This is a genomic window from Colwellia sp. BRX8-4, from assembly GCF_014077345.1.
Lineage (GTDB): Bacteria > Pseudomonadota > Gammaproteobacteria > Enterobacterales > Alteromonadaceae > Colwellia_A.
In genome coordinates this window covers 1-18,603 of the sequence record NZ_JACGVS010000012.1, presented here as the reverse complement: position 1 = coordinate 18,603, position 18,603 = coordinate 1, and the positions used below count along the sequence as shown (strand labels likewise).

Genomic DNA, 18,603 nt, shown 5'->3' with positions numbered 1-18,603 from the left:
ATTACTTTACCTGCAATGGCAAGGTAATCGACACCGTGACACCTTGCGGATTATGATGATTACTTGCCACGATATGCCCCTGATGAAATTCACAAATCAAGCGGGCAATATATAAGCCTAAGCCCAAATGAGGAGTCTTATCTTCTTTCATTTGCGGTGTTTCACGCATTGAAACCATAGAATCAAAAAGTCGCTCTTCCATCGTGTCGGGTAATAACGTGCCGTTATTGCTAACGTGAATGGTGATGTCTTTGTTTTTCAACGCTGTCGTTATGAAAAGTTTATTATCATCACTAAACTCTACGGCATTAGTGACAACCTTATCTAATAATTGCGCTATATGCTCAGGCGATCCCGCCAACATTACTTTTTTATCTGAGGCCAAATACTCAATAGTAAAGTTAGGGTATATCTGCTGATATCCTTGTACACAACCATTAAGCACATCAAAGAGATTAAAACTGACCTTGTCAGTTTGATTGAGCATTTGTTCAAGACGAGTCGCTTCACTCATATTGGTTAATATATTGTTTAAGCGATTAATACCACTTTGGGCACGGTCAATGTAAGCGGAACTTTTCTCAGGTAAGGCTTGTAAAGACAAATTTTCTAAGGATGTTCTAACAATCGCTATCGGGGTGCGGAGTTCATGTGAGAGTCGTGACGACATATTTTCTAAGTAATGATTGTACTGGCTTAAACGATTTACTGCCGTAGAAAAACTGCGAGAGAGGTCGCCAATTTCATCATTGGCTGTTGATACTTGCATACTCTCGGCTATCTCGTTATTGATTCGACCGTGTTCATCAATAGCAATTTCTGCCTGATTACGCAGTTGGCGAATGCGATTTGAAATACGTGACGCAAAAAAGAAAAAAGCGAAAGCACCCAATAACATAATCGCTAAAATTGACGTAAACAATTTCTCTAAGGCTTTATTTCGTACACTGAGAATGCCATTGGTTGTTTCTTCAACAATGACCGCACCGTTGACCTTATCACTGATATAAATAGGGTATGCAGCTGATATGATTACCGCTTTTTTATCTGTGGTTAATCGCCATTGAGATTTTGGCATACCCGCAAGTGCGGCTTCAATATGTTCACCCGTTAGGTTTTGCGTGTCGTAAAGACGGTCAATAAAATCATCTTGAGGTTTGTTGAGCAAATGTTGAAATAACGGTTGTAAGTATTTTTGTGTCCAAGCATACCAAGAGCCATCGTTATCAGAGTTATTGATGTTTTTTTGCCATAAGCCACTGGCTTTTTTTATGTCGCCACTTTTTGCTAGTACGCGATGATGTTGATCAACCACCCAAATACGTGACTGTGTGTAACTCATGCCCTTTACTATGCGTTCAATTTCAGGTGACGGCACCAAAATGGTGCCTAAGGTTGCTGCGCTACTTGGATCTGCACTGCCTATTATTGTTGTGGCTGCACTCAATGGCGTATCAACATCATGAATGGCAAAGGCTAAGCGGTCACTGATTTTAGTTAAAGGGATGCGAAGTTCAATATTATAACCTTGCTCGGTATCGCGCCATTGGCCCTGAATGAAGCTAACGGGTCTTGGAAATTGAAGCCGTTCATTACTTTCAAGGTCATTAATGCGATAGGCAGCAAGCCACCCCTGATTTTTATTACTGACGATAAAACGTTGGAAATTGCCATTAATATCGTTGAATGATAATTCCAGATGATCATTTTTGTTGATGGCTCGAGCATTTTCATCACGATAAATAACCGTATCGTCGATCACCTGAATAAAAAAGTATAAGTATTTATCATATTTTCCAACAGCGGCACTGAAATGATTAGTGAGCTTATCAACGCTTAATTGCTGACCAAGCTGGTTATTAACCCCATAGTAGTGGGACTTTTCTTGAAAACTTGGCCAGTCGTTGGGTAAACCGTCGAGATTTATCGCTTGAGATAATTGATAACCGTAAAGGTCTTTACCTTTTTCAACATCGGGTAAAAAACTGGCTTGGTTATTAAAAAGGTTAGGGCGTTCATGCAACGAAGTCGCGAGGGCTCTTGCTGTTCCTATGATTGTTTGTTCTTGACCAAAGCGTAAATACTTTTCCATTTCCCATACGTATTGATAACCAAACCAGGGAATGGCAAAGAGAAAACTAGACAGGAGTAGAAGCTTAGTTCGTAAGCCGAAACGAAAATTGAGCTTATTTTTCATCTTTGTTCCAACGATAGCCCATGCCATAAACTGTTTCTATGCAGTTAAAGTCTTTATCTATTTGGTTAAATTTTTTACGAATGCGTTTTACATGGGAAGTAATGGTACTGTCGTCGACATAGATGTTGGAGTCTTTCATCAGTTGTTGACGGTTCTTAACATGTCCGGGGTTTTTAGCTAAGGCAAAGACCATCCAAAATTCGGTGATCGTTAAATCAACACTTTGTTGCTGCCAAATAATGCTCATTCGTTGATTGTCGATAGTTAGCGGCCCTAATGTGAGTAAACTACTTTCAGCAGTTGGCTGTTTTAGTGCTTCTTGGCGACGAAAGAGGGCTGCAATGCGCGCTGATAAATGTGGCAGGCTAATATCTTTAGTTAAATAATCGTCAGCGCCAATACGTAATCCTGACACCGTATCAACATCATTATCACGCGCAGTTAAAAAAATAATAGGCAAGGTCGTTGATATATTCCTAAGCCATTGGCATAGGGTAAAACCGCCGTCATATTCTTGCTCTAAGCCAATATCTAATATCACAAGGTGAGGCAAACTTATTGCAAAGGCCTTACAGGCGTTTTCTCTATTAGCAAAGGTCTGCACTTGATAACCTTGAACGCGCAGCACATCCGCATAGTTTTCTCTTATAGCGGCTTCATCTTCGACTATGGCAATTCGTTTTAACACTCTATACGACTCTATTGGTTAACTTATTTTAAGGCACTATATAAGAGTTTTTTTATAAATGCGCGCAATTGTTGTAATTGCCACATTGTTGCCACATTTGCTCATTACTTTGCCTTTTTTGTGTCGTTTCAAAGCCTATTTTTCTTGTTTTAATTACCTCGTCAACAAAAAACACCTTAATCATTTAGGAATTAACATGAAAAAAATTAACAGTAAATTAAACCCAGCGAAACTTTTCTTAATCACAGCGCTTATTGCTGCACCGACATTAAGTCATTCCGCATACGCCTTTGAAAAGTCAAACTTAACAGCAAGCGATTCGGTTGAACTTAGTGACAGAGATAAAGAAAGTATTGGCTTAGGTAGCGGCATGATCATTGGCGCGATATTTGGTGGTCCTATTGGCGCTATTTTAGTGGGAGCGACCGGTACACTTATTGCGAAAACACAAAACGATAAAGAAAATTTGAGTGAACTACAGGCGTCATTGAAAAAGCAAGAGCATGATTATTTGCAGGCTGCAAACGAGTTCCGCCGCAATTTACAACGCTCTGAACAAAATCATCAATTAGAATTATCGGTTTTAGAACAAAACTTTGATAAAAAACACCAAAATGCCAGTCAACTACAAGCTGAAAATTTACTGATGAGTTTACAATTTTCAACTGGCTCTAGTGACTTACAGCCGCACTATAAAAGTCAAATCGTTGCTTTGGCAGAAATGTTACAACAATCGCCAAAACTCTTTATCGATTTATCGGGTTATACCGATAAACAAGGTAATAAAAAATCAAACCAAGCGCTGTCTATTGCTCGTGTTAACACCGTTAAAAATGCCTTAATTGACCAAGGCGTTAAAGCAGAACGCATTAAACTGTTTGCTTTTGGTGAGCAAGCGCCGGTAGTGGCTAACACTCAACAAGAAGTCAGTTTTTATGACCGACGTGTGGTAATAAAGCTGCACAGTAACACCGAGCAAGTGGCTAATAATTATTAAGTGTTGGTATAAGTGAAGGTAAAGGTGTGTTCAATCATTTATTTAAATAAGATAAGGAGGTGAAACAGCAAATAATGAAATAGTTTACTAATTAAAGAATAAATTAAAAACCAAGGACACTCCCATAGCGCCTTGGTTTTTCTTTATCTGTGCAAAAAATACTAAACCTTCAGCTACCTGACCTGATAAATTGCAAAGCTTAACGGGGGAACGGTTAATGTTCCATCGACAAACTCATCACTTTTAAAGGCTGGGTATATTTTTTTGCCATTTTTGAGGGTAAAGCCTAACGCGACAGACTTTTCTGTTTTTGCTGTATTAAAGACAATAATGATTTCTTCTTCGTCTTTTAATGTACGAGATACCGCAAAAACCCCCGGCTTATTATCAGCATTTATGAATTTTTGTTCGCCAAACCTAAGTGCTGGGTATTGATAATAGATATCTGCATACTCAGCAAATGTCTTATAAAATAGATGATTTTCATCAAAGTTGTCATCAGCGGTCGTTTTAATATTTGCGAGTAAATCATCATCGTTGTAGCTGTCTACCAAGGAAGGCATCATGTCTTGGCGAGAGTCTTTATCTCCGCCATCACCAACAAAACCTTGCTCGTCGCCATAATAGACAATTGGCACGCCACGCAGAAAGTAAACCATCGCATGGGCTAGCAAGGTGCGTTGAATAATTTCTGCTTCGCTATAGTTGAAATCACTACTTTTCAACATGCCAGAAAAACGTCCCATGTCATGGTTACCGGTAAAGTTAAGCAACTGATTGGCATTACTGTCACTGTCATTATAGTAAGCATCATTCTCGAACACCTCAACGAGTTTATGTGTTCCTTGCTGTTTAATAAGGGTGTCTTGTAAAGCAAACTGTAAGGAAAAATCAAGTACAGACTGCATTTTACCTACTGTGGTATAAGCACTTAATTCTTTAACATCGCCACTATATACTTCACCAAACATAAAAAATTCTGGAATACCTATCGCTTTTGCGTGGTCAACAAGCGCAGGGGCAAAATCTGCCCAAAACTCTATATTGACGTGCTTTACGGTATCAATTCTAAAACCATCAGGTTTAAATTCACTGATGACATTTTTGAATATTTCGGTCATGCCTGTAACCACTTCAGGTGAATTAGTATCAATATCATCTAAGCCACTAAAGTCGCCATATATCGAGTTTTCGCCTTCATAGGTTGTATCTCCTTGGTTGTGATAATATTTTTTATCATTTAACCAAGCGGGTGATTTAAGGTTTTCTTGGCCTTTAGGAATAACGGCTTGATAAGTATCACCCGCTGCCACTTGAGCAAGTGTTTTATATAAACAGCCATCATTTTCTTTCATCAAATACTGTAAGCCATCTTCGCCGTGACATTCAACATACTTAATAACGTCAGCGGTGTGGTTAGTAATAATGTCAAAAAATACTTTTATATTCTCTTTATGTGCAGCGTTAATGAAACGTTTTAAATCTTCATTACTGCCCAAATGTGGGTCAATTTCATTAAAGTCTAAGATCCAGTAACCATGATAACCCGAAGAATCACCTTGCATGGCCTGATTACGCATAATAGGTGTTAACCAAATAGCGCTAATCCCCATACCTTTCAAATAAGGCAGTTTAGCCTGCAAACCTTGAATGTCACCGCCGTGATACATGCCTTTGTCGGCTTTATCAAAACCACCAGCAGATATTATGTCGGTCTTAGAACCTTGGTCATTATCGGTGTTGCCATTATAAAAACGGTCGGGCATAACAAAGTAAAAAACTTCATCTTGTATATTTCTATTTAAATAAGGAGCTAAATCGTCAGCATTTTTAAGTGGTAAGGCTTTTGCCTCACTTAAGCTGGCTGATTTTTCTATGTGAATTGGCTTAGTTTCATTACAAGCGCTAAGAAATAGGCCACTTAAGATAAGTAGCGCAATCTTTGATTTTTTTAATGTGAATGTACTATTTGTTATTATCATTATATTCTCATCCATTATTGTGTTCATTAAAATCGACATTATGACTAATATTAGCTTTTTGGTCTGGCTTTTTGCATCGCTTGTGCAAGCAATTTAACAGAATCTTTTTGCCAAAACTCAGTCATAGTTACCGGTAATTTTTGACGCCAGTTAGGGTGTTCATCGATAGTGCCGGGAATGTTAACTTGTTCAACAATCTCTAAGGTGTCTTCTAATGGAATAAGTTGGATATGGCTGTGTGCTTTCGCCATATATTTCTGGACGGCAATTGATAATTCAGTATTAATTATTGCCGGACTTTGTTGCGGCGCTTTTGTTACATCGATAACGTCTAAGTCTGCTAATGCTGCAACTAACAAGCTACGGTCTTGTATACGAGCTTGGCGTTCTTGTTGGCCCATTTCGTCTGATGGATATAGATTCAATGCTTGTCGCCAATGTAAATCACGTCCAGTCCACCAACCGGTAAGGGTAGGTAAATCGTGTGTTGACACTGTTACCATAGATTGGGCTGGATACAACTCCGGGCGTTTAAATAAACCCGACTCCCAACGCTCAAAAAATAGCACCTTGTATGATAGTAAACCTGCGGCGGCCATTATTTCACTAAAGCCATCGGGCACCGTGCCTAAGTCTTCGCCGATAACCACACAGTCATTACGACGAGATTCAAGGGCAATAATGCGCAATATATCTTTAAATGGAAAGGTAATATAAACACCTTGATCGGCTTTCATGCCCGGCGCTACCCAATATTGACGCATTAAACCTAAAATATGATCAATACGTAAAGCACCTGCATATTGCATATTACTGCGCAGTGCCTTTATTAAGGGTAAATATCCTTGTTGCTGCAGTGCTACTGGGTTAATCGGCGTTAGCCCCCAATCTTGCCCTAAGGTATTCATAGCATCGGGTGGAGCACCAACCGCTGCACCAGACACATAAACATCTTTATCAGACCAAACATCAACGCCCGAGCCGTCACAACCAACCGCAAGGTCTAGATATAAACCAATCGGCATGCCAGCTTGTTCTGTTAATGCGGCAACATCAGTTAACTGGCGATGAGCTAGCCATTGCAAAAAAGCAAAGTAATCAAGACGTTTAGCATGCTGTTGTTGAAAAGCAGCGACTTGTGCTGAATGTGGTGATTGAAACTCACTCGGCCACATTTTCCAACCATAAGCATTAGAATTAATCATTCTAAAATACTCATATAAGGCGTCAAAGGTGGTTAACAGTAATAAATCATCGCCTTGCTCGGCTTTAAAGTCGCTGAACTCTTGGTAGGTCGCGCTTACATTCTGGTCATTATTCGCTTGAATGAAGTCTTCAAAGAGTAATTCAATAATTTCAAATTTAACATCAGCAACGCCAGGGTAATCGATAAGTTCAGTGTTACGGACGAAGTTAACTTTTGCTTGAAATTCATCACTGTTAAAGCGAAGTTGAGCGGCCTTGCAGCTGGAAAAGTTAGGTACCTGGGTAACATCAATATACAAACTATTGAGAAAACAACGGCTGGTCGGGGAATAAGGGCTGCGATGTGCGGGATTATTTTGATACAAGGGATGCAACGGATTTAAACCTATGGCGGCAGCGCCTTGCTCGGCAGAATTTTTAACCAGTGTTTTTAAATCACCAAAATCGCCCATTCCCCAATTACTTTCACTTTTGAGTGAATATAACTGCGCAGCATATCCCCACATTTTTTCTGGTGAGGCTTCCTGTGGGCTATAACAAGTTTTAGGCGCAAAAATCAAATGACAACTTGCTGTTTGTTGGCCATAACTCAGCTTAAGCTTATGATAACCTTGCGATAACAAAGGGAGTGTTAAGGCAAGCTTTCGATATTCTTTATCGGCAAGCTGATTTTTTTCTTGGAAAATTAACTCGCTAACCAACACTTCACCCGTTAAGATTTCGCTTTGCTCAGTAGTTATCTGCCAAGTAACTTTTAAACTTTCATCTACCGGTAGGCTAATAATAATAGTGTGACTGTGTTCTTCAAGCTTAGCAATATGGACGCCAGGCAACATTTTACGCCAGCTATCTTCTTGTAAGGCGGTAATACTGTTATTGATAGTATGGTTATTAGACAGGTCATAACCCATAGCACAAAGTAGGCTATGCCTAGCACTTTCGTTTGCCGGAACTTGGTGCCCATAACTATCAGTGTAACTTCTGTGAAAGCCAACTAGGTCGGCAAGTTTTTCTATCAAATTCATAAGTTTAATACTCTATTCTTTTTGAGTGGCTAAAGGAATACTTTTGCCAATGCTTGTGGTGATTTTGTTATCTACGATTCAACTACTTAACGCAGAACCGTATTGCTATTTGTCTTTTGGGCTATGTAAATACCGCAATACCACACAGCTATGTTCAGCAATAGTAATAGCGGGGTGTCTAATGTTTTTTGGCGATTTTTTGTCAGCGTAACTGTATTCTTGATTATCAACAGCGGTATCAATGAGCACTTGCCAGTAACCGTTAAGTACTGGCAATAAGAAGTTGATACTGCGCTGATGAGCATTAAAAATAATCTGTAGGGCATCGTCTTGCTGATGTTCAGGAGTAGATGAGCGTTCGGTATTGGCTAACATCATTGCAAAGCACTTGATGGATTGATCATGCCAATTGTCTTTAGTCATCGCTTTACCGTGACAATTTAACCAACTGATATCAGCTAAACCGGTATGTTCACTTACTTTTACACCGTGTTGATAATGTGTTCTGTTTAATAGCGGATGTGCTTTTCGCAGTGCAATTAATTTTTTAACAAAATCTGATTCTTGCTGTGCTTGTGGGCTTTGCCAATCTAGCCACGATATTTCATTATCTTGGCAGTAAGCATTATTGTTACCGCGCTGGCTATTATTGAGTTCATCGCCACTGAGTAACATCGGCGTGCCTTGAGCAATAAAGAGGGTGGTCAGTAAATTGCGTTTTTGCTGGCGGCGTAAAAGACTAATTCTACAATTGTCGGTTGGCCCTTCAGTCCCTAAATTATTACTAAAGTTACTGTTATGGCCGTCATGGTTTTGTTCGCCGTTCGCCTTGTTTTGCTTGTTATTGAAGCTCACTAAATCGGTTAAGGTAAAACCATCATGTGAAGTAATAAAATTAACACTGGCACTAGGTCGACGACTGGGCTGTTCAAAAATGTCACTTGAGCCGTGCAAACGTTTAGCAAACTCTGCAACTAAGCCTTGTTCACCTCGCCAGAAGCGTCGACAAGAGTCACGAAAACGATCGTTTAGCTCTAACCAGCTATTGGGAAAACGGCCTAGTTGATAGCCGCCATGACCGACATCCCAAGGTTCGGCAATAAGTTTAACTCTTGATAAGATAGGATCTTGTCTTATACTGGTAAAAAAGTGATTGTTGGCTTTAAAATCAGGTGCATCGCGCCCTAGTACTGGCGCTAAGTCGAAACGAAAACCGTCAACGCCCATGATTTCTACCCAGTAGCGCAAACTGTCAGTGATCAGTTGAATAACACGAGGGTGCTGCACATTAATGGTATTGCCGCACCCTGAAAAATTCTCATAATAGCGTTTGTCAGCTGGGTGTAAACGATAATAACTAGCATTGTCTATGCCTTTAAAGCTCAGCGTTTGACCAAGTTCATCACCTTCTGCCGTATGGTTATAAACCACATCAAGAATAACTTCGATACCTGCTTCATGGTAAGTTTCAACCATAGAACGAAACTCGCCAACCTCACCTGAGTGGCAGTAAGCGGCGTGCGGAACAAAAAATGAAATGGTGTTATAGCCCCAGTAATTAGTTAACCCTTTGTCTTGGACAAAGTCCTCATTAATAAACTGTTGCACGGGTAGCAGTTCAATACTGGTTACCCCTAAAGACTTTAAATACTGGCAAACCTTTTTATTAGCAAGACCCGCGAATGTTCCGCGTAGCTCAATGGGTACATCGGGATTTTGTTGGGTAAAGCCTTTAACATGTAATTCATAAAGAATGGTGTCACGGCGACGAACTTGTGGATGCGTTTGACTAAACAGTAATGGTGAAACAACCACACACTTTGGCATAGTCGCCGAATTATCCCGATTATCAACGGTTAAATCTTTTTGGGTGCTTTTTAGATCATAACTAAAATTAAGGTCGCTGCGGATAAAGCTACCGTGCAATTTTTTAGCATAGGGGTCTAACAATAATTTATTAGCATTAAAACGATGGCCATTATGAGGTTCAAAAGGACCATGTACGCGGTAGCCATATAAACAACCTTCTGCGATCCCTTCAACGAAACCATGCCAAACATCATCGGTAAACTCAGGTAATTCAATGCGCTGTAGTTCATATTTACCGTCACCTGAAAATAGACAAAGCTCTACTTTTGTTGCATGTGCAGAAAATAGGGCAAAGTTACAGCCCAGACCACTTTTAGCCAGTGAAGCACCCATCGGATACGAACGCCCCGAAGTTACTTTGTATGCAGTGTTAATTGCGCAAGTTGTCATTATTTACCCTCAAGTGGTAAACGTACATCTTTGAGGATAAACATCGCTGTCGCTAACGGGGGTACAGTAATGTCTATATAGTGTTGCTGACCTTGCCAGGCCAATTCTACACTCGGTAAAATACCTAGGTTCAAGGTGTTACTGCCGCCATAAATTTCAGCGTCCGAGTTAAGTAATTCGACGTACTCTCCCGATTTTGGTACCCCTAATTTAACGTTATGATGGGTTTGTGAGGTAAAGTTACATACCACGACAACCGCATTCTCTTGGGCGTCATTGCCAAAACGAATAAAGCTGTAAATTGATTGTTCGCTGTTTTGATGATCTAACCAACTAAAACCCTCGCTTTGGCAATCTTTTTCATAGAGTGCTGGCGTGTTGCAATAAACCTTATTTAACGCTTTAATCAGTCGCTGTACGCCACTGTGCCAGTGAACGTCAAGTTGATGCCAATCAAGTTCGTGGTCATGATCCCATTCTTTACCTTGGGCAAATTCACAGCCCATAAATAGTAGCTTTTTACCGGGATGTGCCCACATAAAACTGTAATAAGCGCGTATATTGGCAAACTGTTGCCAAGCATCATCGCCAGGCATCTTTTGTAAAATAGAGCCTTTACCATGAACGACTTCGTCATGACTAAGTGGCAGAATAAAGTTTTCATCAAAGGCATAAACTAGGCTAAAGCTAAGTTCGTTATGGTGATGGCAACGATGCACAGATTCACGCTGCATGTATTGTAAACTGTCGTTCATCCAGCCCATATTCCATTTATAACCAAAGCCTAAACCGCCATCATGGGTCGCGCGAGAAACACCCGGCCATGACGTAGACTCTTCGGCAACAGAAAATGTACCAGGGTATTGTTGATAGAGTTCTTCGTTAAAGCGTTTTAAAAAGTCGACAGCGGCTAAGTTTTCTCTGCCTCCGTGGATGTTAGGGATCCATTCATTTTCTTTGCGGCTGTAGTCGAGATAAAGCATCGAGGCAACTGCGTCAACGCGAATGCCATCAACATGGTATTTATCTAACCAATGCAGGGCACTTGCTCGCAAAAAATTAGCAACTTCAACACGCTCGTAATTATAAATATGGGTATTCCAGTCGGGGTGATATCCCTGTCTGGGGTCTTCATGCTCAAAAAGATGAGTACCATCGAAGGTCGCTAAACCGTGATCATCACTTGGAAAATGTCCCGGTACCCAATCAATCAATAAGCCTAAATTGGCTTGATGACAGGCATCAACAAAATACTGAAAGTCAGCTTCATTACCAAACCGAGCTGTTGGTGCAAATAAGCCAACCGGTTGATATCCCCATGAACCATCGAATGGAAATTCACTGACCGGCATTAGCTGAATATGGGTAAAACCCATTGATAAAGTGTAAGGAATAAGCTGGTCAGCTATCTGACGGTAATTTAAAAATTCGTTATTTTTATCTCGGCGCCAAGAGCCTAAATGGACTTCGTAAATTGAAATTGCAGCGTTTCTACTGTTACGTTTTTCACGTTTGGCTAACCAATCTTGGTCTTGCCAAAGGTAATTGTCTTTTGCACTGATAATTGACGCTGTGTCAGGTCGGTATTGGGCTTGGTTGCCATAAGGGTCGGCTTTAAATGGTAACGTGTTACCGTTTTTGTCTTTAATCGCATACTTATATTGTTGCCCAACTGACGCTTGTGGGATAAATATATTCCAATAGCCACTAGCGACATCGCCCAAGGTGATATTTTGCATGGCATGGCTACGTTCATCCCAGTGATTAAAGTCACCAAGCAAAGAAACATGACTGGCATTAGGTGCCCAAACAGCAAACGAAACACCCTGAATTTTTTGGCCATTAAGGGTTTTATTTTGCAGATGAGCGCCTAATTTCTCGTAAGGTTTTTGATGATTACCTTGTTGCAGCAAGTAAATATCAAGCTCCCCTAAGGTAGCTGAAAACTGATAGGGATCGTCAATTAACCATGATGCGTTTGCAGAGGTCAGCTTGAGTTTATAAGTGAATAATTTTTTACGACGTAGCTTAAGTGAGTAAAGTCCACTGTGATGAACTTTCACCAACTTACCTAATGATTTTATCTGTTCATTACTATTAAGTTGCGCTGATTTTTTATTAGGGGCTAAGGCCATTATCTCAACAGCGTCAATATCGTTAAGGTGAGGAAAATAGCAAGTGATCCGTAAATAACGAGTGTTTTGGTCAGCATTTAACCCTAAAACCTCGTAAGGTGTCTTATGGCAAGCGCTGACTAAAGCTTTGATGTCATTTACAGATAAACTCATATATTTTCCTCAGTTTTCTTAATAATTAATGCTTAAGCGCTCGGTGTTAAAAACCAAATGTTTTTCACATAGTCTTCAATCGAGCGATCAGAATTAAATTTACCCATCAACGCCGTATTTAAAATGGCCATTTTTGCCCAACGTTTTTTGTCTTGATAAGCGACACCTAAGTCTTGTTGAGCGTCACTGTAGCTTTCAAAATCAGCCAGCACTTTGTATGGATCGCCACCTTCAAGGAAACTTTGTTTAATCGAAGATAATTCTCCCATATGGCCTGGCGTAAAGTAGTCCGTGTCTAACCAGTCTAAACAGGCTTTGATTTCATTATTCGTTTCATAAAAGTGATAAGGGTTGTAGCCTTTGTTATCTAGGGCTTTAACTTCATCAACGGTTAAGCCAAAGATGAAAATATTGTCGTCGCCAACTTCTTCAGCTATTTCAATGTTTGCGCCATCTAAAGTCCCAATGGTTACGGCACCGTTGAGGGCGAGCTTCATATTGCCAGTACCAGAGGCTTCTTTACCTGCTGTTGATATTTGCTCTGAAACATCGGCTGCCGGAATTATTTTTTCGGCTAAACTGACCCGATAGTTAGGTAAAAACACCACTTTTAATTTGTCTTGAATGCGGGTGTCATTATTGATTTTTTCAGCAATTTTATTGGTTGCGTAAATAATTTCTTTGGCTAACTGATAGCCCGGCGCTGCTTTTGCACCAAAGATAAATACGCGTGGTTGCATAGGTAAGTCAGGATCAGCCAATAAACGGCGGTATAGCGCTAAGATATGCAATAAATTAAGGTGCTGGCGTTTGTATTCATGAAGTCGTTTAATTTGGACATCAAAGATGGCCTCTGGGCTGACATCTATACCGGTTAAGGTTTTAATTTCAGTGGTTAATGCCACTTTGTTTTGATGTTTAATTGCCATGAATTTCTTTTGGAAACTGGCATTATCAGCAAGGGTTGATAATGAAGATAAGCTGTTTAAGTTTTTAGCCCAGTCATCGTCAACGTGCTTTGATAGTAATTCAGACAGTAATGGGTTACATGATTTCAACCAACGTCTTGGGGTAATACCATTAGTTACATTGGTTAATTTCTCTGGCCAAAGTTGGTTGAATTCTGGGAATAGATCTTTTTTTACTAAGTCTGAATGGATTTGAGCAACACCGTTAACTTTATGTGAAGTAATGACACATAAATGTGCCATACGGACTTTACGTTGTTCACCTTCTTCAATAATTGAAAGGCGAGCGCGCATTGCCTCGTTGTTTGGCCACATCGCATTCACTTCATCATTCAAAAATGCTTCGTTGATACGATATAAAATAGTTAAATGGCGTGGTAGTACACGTTCAAATAATGAAACAGACCATTTTTCTAACGCTTCAGGTAACAGGGTATGGTTAGTATAAGAAAATACTTTACCGGCTAATTGCCAGGCGTTTTGCCATGAGAAGTCATACTCATCAAGTAATACGCGCATTAACTCTAAAATGGCAATGGTAGGGTGGGTATCGTTGAGTTGGATCGCTACTTTTTCAGCAAAGTTTGTACTACTTCCTTGGGTAAGTGGACCAAATTGCAGCTGATAACGACTAATAATGTCTTTAATTGAACAAGCACAGAAAAAGTACTGTTGAATAAAGCGTAATTCATTACCCGCATCGTGTTCGTCATTAGGATAAAGAACTTTAGATACTGTTTCAGCATTGACTTGATCGTGGTGCGCTTGTAGATAGTCACCCTGATTAAGGGTATCCCAGTCAAAGGCAGAGTCTGCGCGACATTCCCATAAGCGTAAAGCATTTACGGTTGACGAGTTATAGCCAACGATAGGAATATCCCAAGGAACTCCTTTGAGCATTTTTCCTGCACGCCAAACCGATGTTAAACTACCGTCGGCTTGTGCTTGTTGTTCAACATAACCATAAACGGGAATAAGCTGGGTAGATTCAGGACGGCAAATTTCCCAAGGACTACCAAACTCACGCCACATATCAGGCTGTTCTATTTGGTGTCCGTCTTTAAAACTTTGTTTGAATAAACCATGTTGGTAATGAATGCCGTAACCCATAGCGTTGTAATCAAGTGTCGCTAATGAATCAAGAAAACATGCGGCTAAACGGCCTAATCCACCATTACCTAGGGCTAAATCAGCCCCTTCTTCACATAAATCGGCTAAATCAAAACCAAGTGATTTAAGGGCCTTTTCGGTATTTTTATATAAATCTAAATTATGTAAGTTGTTAGAAAGTAGTCGCCCCATCAAATATTCAAGTGACAGGTAGTTAATACTTTTAGTCGCTGATTTTGCTTGTTGAACCTTACTTGCTTGCAGTTTATCAATAATAATTTCATTAAGCGCCATTGATGTCGCTTGCCAATAAGCCTGCTTGTTTTGTGGTGTATTTTTGTAGGCGTCTTCACAAATAACGCGATCACCTAAGGTACTGTTCAAATGGTGCTGAATGCGTTTTTTTAAGTCAGTGGCGGTAATATCAGCTGTGCTACTTTTTATTTTTTTATTTATCATAATAAATTTTTATCATCAAAAACCGTCTTGTTCGTTGCTGACGTTTTGATTTATTTCCTGTTTATTTAAAATCTGTGGCGTATATATAGGACTTTATTCATCCTTATTTTTTATTTGCATCAGTCGTACGAATTCTTTCCACAATAAATAACGTGATGATTAAATTATGCCGATGTTAGAAATTAGAGCAATAAACTACATACGTATGCATGATGGATTTATGCACTATTTGCCATGCATACGTATGCATTTTTGATGATTATTGGCGCTTGATGAAAAGTTCAGGGTGATGACTTACTCGCTACCTTTAAAATTTGATGGAAGTCGGCGTTTATCAGCTGAGTAATTTTTTGCTTTACTCTTAATAAGGTATACAAGGCTAGGGGGCTAAGTTAGTATCTAAGTAGTATATTTATTAATAAGTTATTGGTTAATTTAATGGTTAAAGCTAAAAATACTTCGTTTGATATTGCTTATCGTGCGGGCGTTTCTCAGTCAACAGTTTCAAGAGCACTACGTAATAGTCCGTTAGTAAATGAAGAAACACGGCTACGTGTTCAAGCCATTGCCAAAGAACTTAATTACAAAGTAGATAAAAACGCCAGCAGTTTACGTACTCAACGTAGTGGCACCATTGCCTTGCTATTGTTTGAAGACCCAACCAACGATGACTCATTAATCAATCCTTTTTTTATGTCAATGTTAGGCAGCATTACCCGAGCTTGTGGTAATAAGGGCTATGATTTATTAGTCTCTTTTCAGCAAATGAGCCACGATTGGCATGCTGACTTTGAAGATACCCGTAAAGCTGACGGGATAATATTGTTGGGTTATGGTGACTACACCGATTACGAAGAAAAGCTTGTTCAGTTAATAGAGCAAGAAACCCATTTCGTTCGTTGGGGGGCTGAAGTAAAAGACCTCGATGTTGTCTCTGTCGGTTGCGATAACTTCCAAGGAGGCTATCAACTCACCGAACATGTCATTAATAATAACCGCAAAAAATTTGCTTTTTTAGGCGGAGTTTCAACGGGCTCTCCTGAATTTTTAGATCGTTATTTAGGTCATTGTAAAGCGCAAACTGATCACGACTTAGTCGTTAATACCCAACTTCAATTTGACGCGATTTCTACCGAAGAATCTGGCCATAACGCTGCATTAAACCTTATTAAGGGTGGTGAAAGTTTTGATGCCATTATGGCGGCCAGTGATTTAATTGCCGTGGGTGCGATGCGCGCTTTGCAAGAACACAATATGCGCGTACCCGAAGATATAGCCGTGTTTGGTTTTGATGATATTCCGGTTGCTAGTTTTACTTTTCCGACCTTAACTACAGCTAAACAAGATACGATGTTAGCAGGGGAGTTATTAGTAGAAAAGCTTTTAGCACTAGTGAATGGCGAAGAAGCAAAAACAGAGTTGATGGCAACCACACTTGTGGTTCGTCAATCTTGTGGCAGTGGCAATTGATGTTTTATAGTGTTTATGTAGGTTAGTTTTTCACTAACAAATTTTAGGTAGAGCCCTAACCTACAAACAAAAGCGAGTAGAGGTTACTCGCTTTTTTCTTTGACAAAATAAACGGATACAGCACCAAGTACCATAGAGACACCCGCTAAGATAATAATATTTATTGCCTGGTTTTCAAAAACTGAATTTAATATCCAGCCAGCAAAAATTCCTGAGATAATTTGTGGCGCGGCAATGGTAAAGTTAAAAATCCCCATGTATACACCGGTTTTGTTGGCAGGTAATGCACCAGCAAGTATTGAGTATGGCATTGCTAAAATAGCAGCCCAAGCAATACCTACACCTATCATAGGAATAAATAAAGTAACCGCGCCTTGTGGCACCGTGATTTCAGTGATCAATAAATTGACTAAAGTTGGTTCAGGGTTATTGATAAACATAAAGCTTAAATAACCTAAGCCACCGGCGAGTAAGGAAAACGAGTAAACCGCTTTTCGGCCGAAGGTATTGGCAAGCTTGGCCAGCACAATTGAGAAAAAGGCCGCAAACAAAGAATACGCTGCAAACAAAATACCTACCCAGTCACCAGCTGCGCCTTTTGCCGCAGCGATATCATTGGGAATACCACCAACAGAGCTAATATAGGTAGGGTCAAACCACTTTACATCTATGCCCCAAACCTGTTGAGCAATGGCCGGCATGGTATAAACCCACATAATGAATAGAGAAAACCAAGAGAAAAACTGTACGAGTGCTAAACGCTTCATTACCTCGGGCATAGATTTCATTAGGCCAACGAAGTCAGTTAGTTTTTCAATTAACGACTTTTCAATGGCTTGTTCTTTGGCAACCTGTTCAGCATCCATTCCTTTGAACTCATAATATTCTTTAGGTGAATATTCTTTAGTTTTAAAAACCGTCCATAACACCGAACCTAATAAAACCGTGGCGCCGATATAAAATGCCCAAACAACAGATGGAGCAATACTACCTTGCTGTGAGGTGTTCTCTAAACCAACAACATTTGTAAGAACAAATGGCAATATAGAGCCGATAACGGCACCAATATTAATCAAAAAGGCTTGGATAGCATAACCCTTGTTCATTTGATTATCGGGCACCATATCAGACACTAGCGCTCTAAAAGGTTGAAAAGCGATATTAAAAGATGCGTCCATAACCGCTAACATCATTGCACCAAAAATCATTGGTGTGATAACAGAGACAAATAACGGCGCGTTTGGCATTAATAACATACCGACAGTTGCGCATATGGCACCGATTAATATATAGGGGTTACGGCGACCAAACTTATTCCATGTTCTATCTGACGCTGCGCCGACGAGAGGCTGGATAAGTAAGCCCATAATAGGAGCGAGCAACCAAAATAAAGATAAAGAGTGCAGATCAGCACCCAAGTCTGAAAGTATTCGACTGACATTAGCGTTTTGTAAAGCAAAGCCAAATTGAACGCCCAAAAAGCCGAAGCTAACATTCCATATTTGCCAAAAACTGAGTTGAGGTTTGTTTTTCATTTATTATTTTTCTTATGAGAGTAACACACGATGAAGTTATATAATCACAACCAAAAAACTGACACAACAAATTACATACGTATTCAGCATGATATAAACAGGTAATATTATTATTTAAATACAGGTAAAGTTTTTGTGTAAATCGTCAATAATGGTAAATTATCGCTAAATAGCTGTTTTTTTCGCACACTTGCTGATTTATCGAACATAAAGAAGAAATAGTAAAATTAGTGCTTTACAAATGCTATTGCAGGTCTTAATATCTGCCCCGTCTTGAAGCAAGCAATTGTTTTAAGACATTCAGGTGAGATGGCTGAGTGGTCGAAAGCACTGGTCTTGAAAACCAGCAAGGGTTTATAGCCCTTCTAGAGTTCAAATCTCTATCTCACCGCCAAACAAAGAAAAACCGCTAATCGAAA

Annotated in this window: 10 protein-coding genes and 1 tRNA gene; 3 read left to right on the top strand and 8 right to left on the bottom strand. The window is 39.8% G+C overall.

The window, feature by feature from the left end; translation table 11 throughout:
• Nucleotide 1: 1 nt before the first annotated feature.
• The gene (pdsS, locus tag H4J56_RS11310) at nucleotides 2-2,197 is read right to left on the bottom strand and encodes a proteobacterial dedicated sortase system histidine kinase (RefSeq protein WP_182242622.1); all 2,196 of its coding nucleotides are present in this window, start codon (nucleotides 2,195-2,197) and stop codon (nucleotides 2-4) included.
• On the bottom strand, nucleotides 2,187-2,885 hold the full coding sequence (gene pdsR, locus H4J56_RS11305; protein WP_182172361.1) for a proteobacterial dedicated sortase system response regulator: 699 nt from the start codon (nucleotides 2,883-2,885) through the stop codon (nucleotides 2,187-2,189). The genes pdsS and pdsR overlap by 11 nt, the downstream gene beginning before the upstream one ends.
• A gap of 196 nt (nucleotides 2,886-3,081) precedes the next feature.
• Here pdsR and pdsO point away from each other — a divergent pair, with 196 nt between their 5' ends.
• The gene (gene pdsO / locus H4J56_RS11300; RefSeq protein ID WP_182172364.1) at nucleotides 3,082-3,882 is read left to right on the top strand and encodes a sortase-associated OmpA-like protein PdsO; all 801 of its coding nucleotides are present in this window, start codon (nucleotides 3,082-3,084) and stop codon (nucleotides 3,880-3,882) included.
• 173 nt (nucleotides 3,883-4,055) lie between these two features.
• Here the strand turns inward: pdsO and H4J56_RS11295 are convergent, their stop codons facing one another.
• The 5 genes from H4J56_RS11295 to H4J56_RS11275 form a co-directional block, all read right to left on the bottom strand.
• Nucleotides 4,056-5,864, bottom strand: coding sequence for an alpha-amylase family glycosyl hydrolase (locus tag H4J56_RS11295; RefSeq protein ID WP_182172366.1), 1,809 nt, complete (start codon nucleotides 5,862-5,864; stop codon nucleotides 4,056-4,058).
• A gap of 50 nt (nucleotides 5,865-5,914) precedes the next feature.
• A complete protein-coding gene (gene malQ, locus H4J56_RS11290) occupies nucleotides 5,915-8,095 on the bottom strand; it encodes a 4-alpha-glucanotransferase (protein ID WP_182259326.1) in 2,181 nt (726 codons plus the stop codon).
• A gap of 105 nt (nucleotides 8,096-8,200) precedes the next feature.
• Nucleotides 8,201-10,354 carry a glycogen debranching protein GlgX gene (gene glgX, locus H4J56_RS11285; protein WP_220465944.1) on the bottom strand — a complete coding sequence of 718 codons (2,154 nt, stop codon included), beginning with the start codon at nucleotides 10,352-10,354 and terminating at the stop codon, nucleotides 8,201-8,203.
• Complete coding sequence (gene glgB / locus H4J56_RS11280; protein WP_182217409.1) at nucleotides 10,354-12,642, bottom strand: 1,4-alpha-glucan branching protein GlgB; 2,289 nt, start codon at nucleotides 12,640-12,642, stop codon at nucleotides 10,354-10,356. Before glgB ends, glgX begins: the two co-directional genes overlap by 1 nt.
• Before the next feature lie 32 nt (nucleotides 12,643-12,674).
• Entirely contained in the window at nucleotides 12,675-15,179 is a 2,505-nt protein-coding gene (locus H4J56_RS11275) for a glycogen/starch/alpha-glucan phosphorylase (protein ID WP_182217411.1), read from the bottom strand.
• Nucleotides 15,180-15,617: 438 nt separating this feature from the next.
• On the opposite strand from H4J56_RS11275, the gene H4J56_RS11270 reads away from it, so the two are divergent.
• On the top strand, nucleotides 15,618-16,649 hold the full coding sequence (locus tag H4J56_RS11270; protein ID WP_182217413.1) for a LacI family DNA-binding transcriptional regulator: 1,032 nt from the start codon (nucleotides 15,618-15,620) through the stop codon (nucleotides 16,647-16,649).
• 83 nt (nucleotides 16,650-16,732) lie between these two features.
• On the opposite strand, the gene H4J56_RS11265 is transcribed toward H4J56_RS11270, so the two are convergent.
• Nucleotides 16,733-18,184: an MFS transporter gene (locus H4J56_RS11265; RefSeq protein ID WP_182217415.1), complete on the bottom strand. Its 1,452-nt coding sequence runs from the start codon at nucleotides 18,182-18,184 to the stop codon at nucleotides 16,733-16,735.
• Between the two features lie 303 nt (nucleotides 18,185-18,487).
• On the opposite strand from H4J56_RS11265, the gene H4J56_RS11260 reads away from it, so the two are divergent.
• Nucleotides 18,488-18,578: transfer RNA gene (locus H4J56_RS11260), tRNA-Ser, on the top strand.
• Nucleotides 18,579-18,603 lie beyond the last annotated feature (25 nt).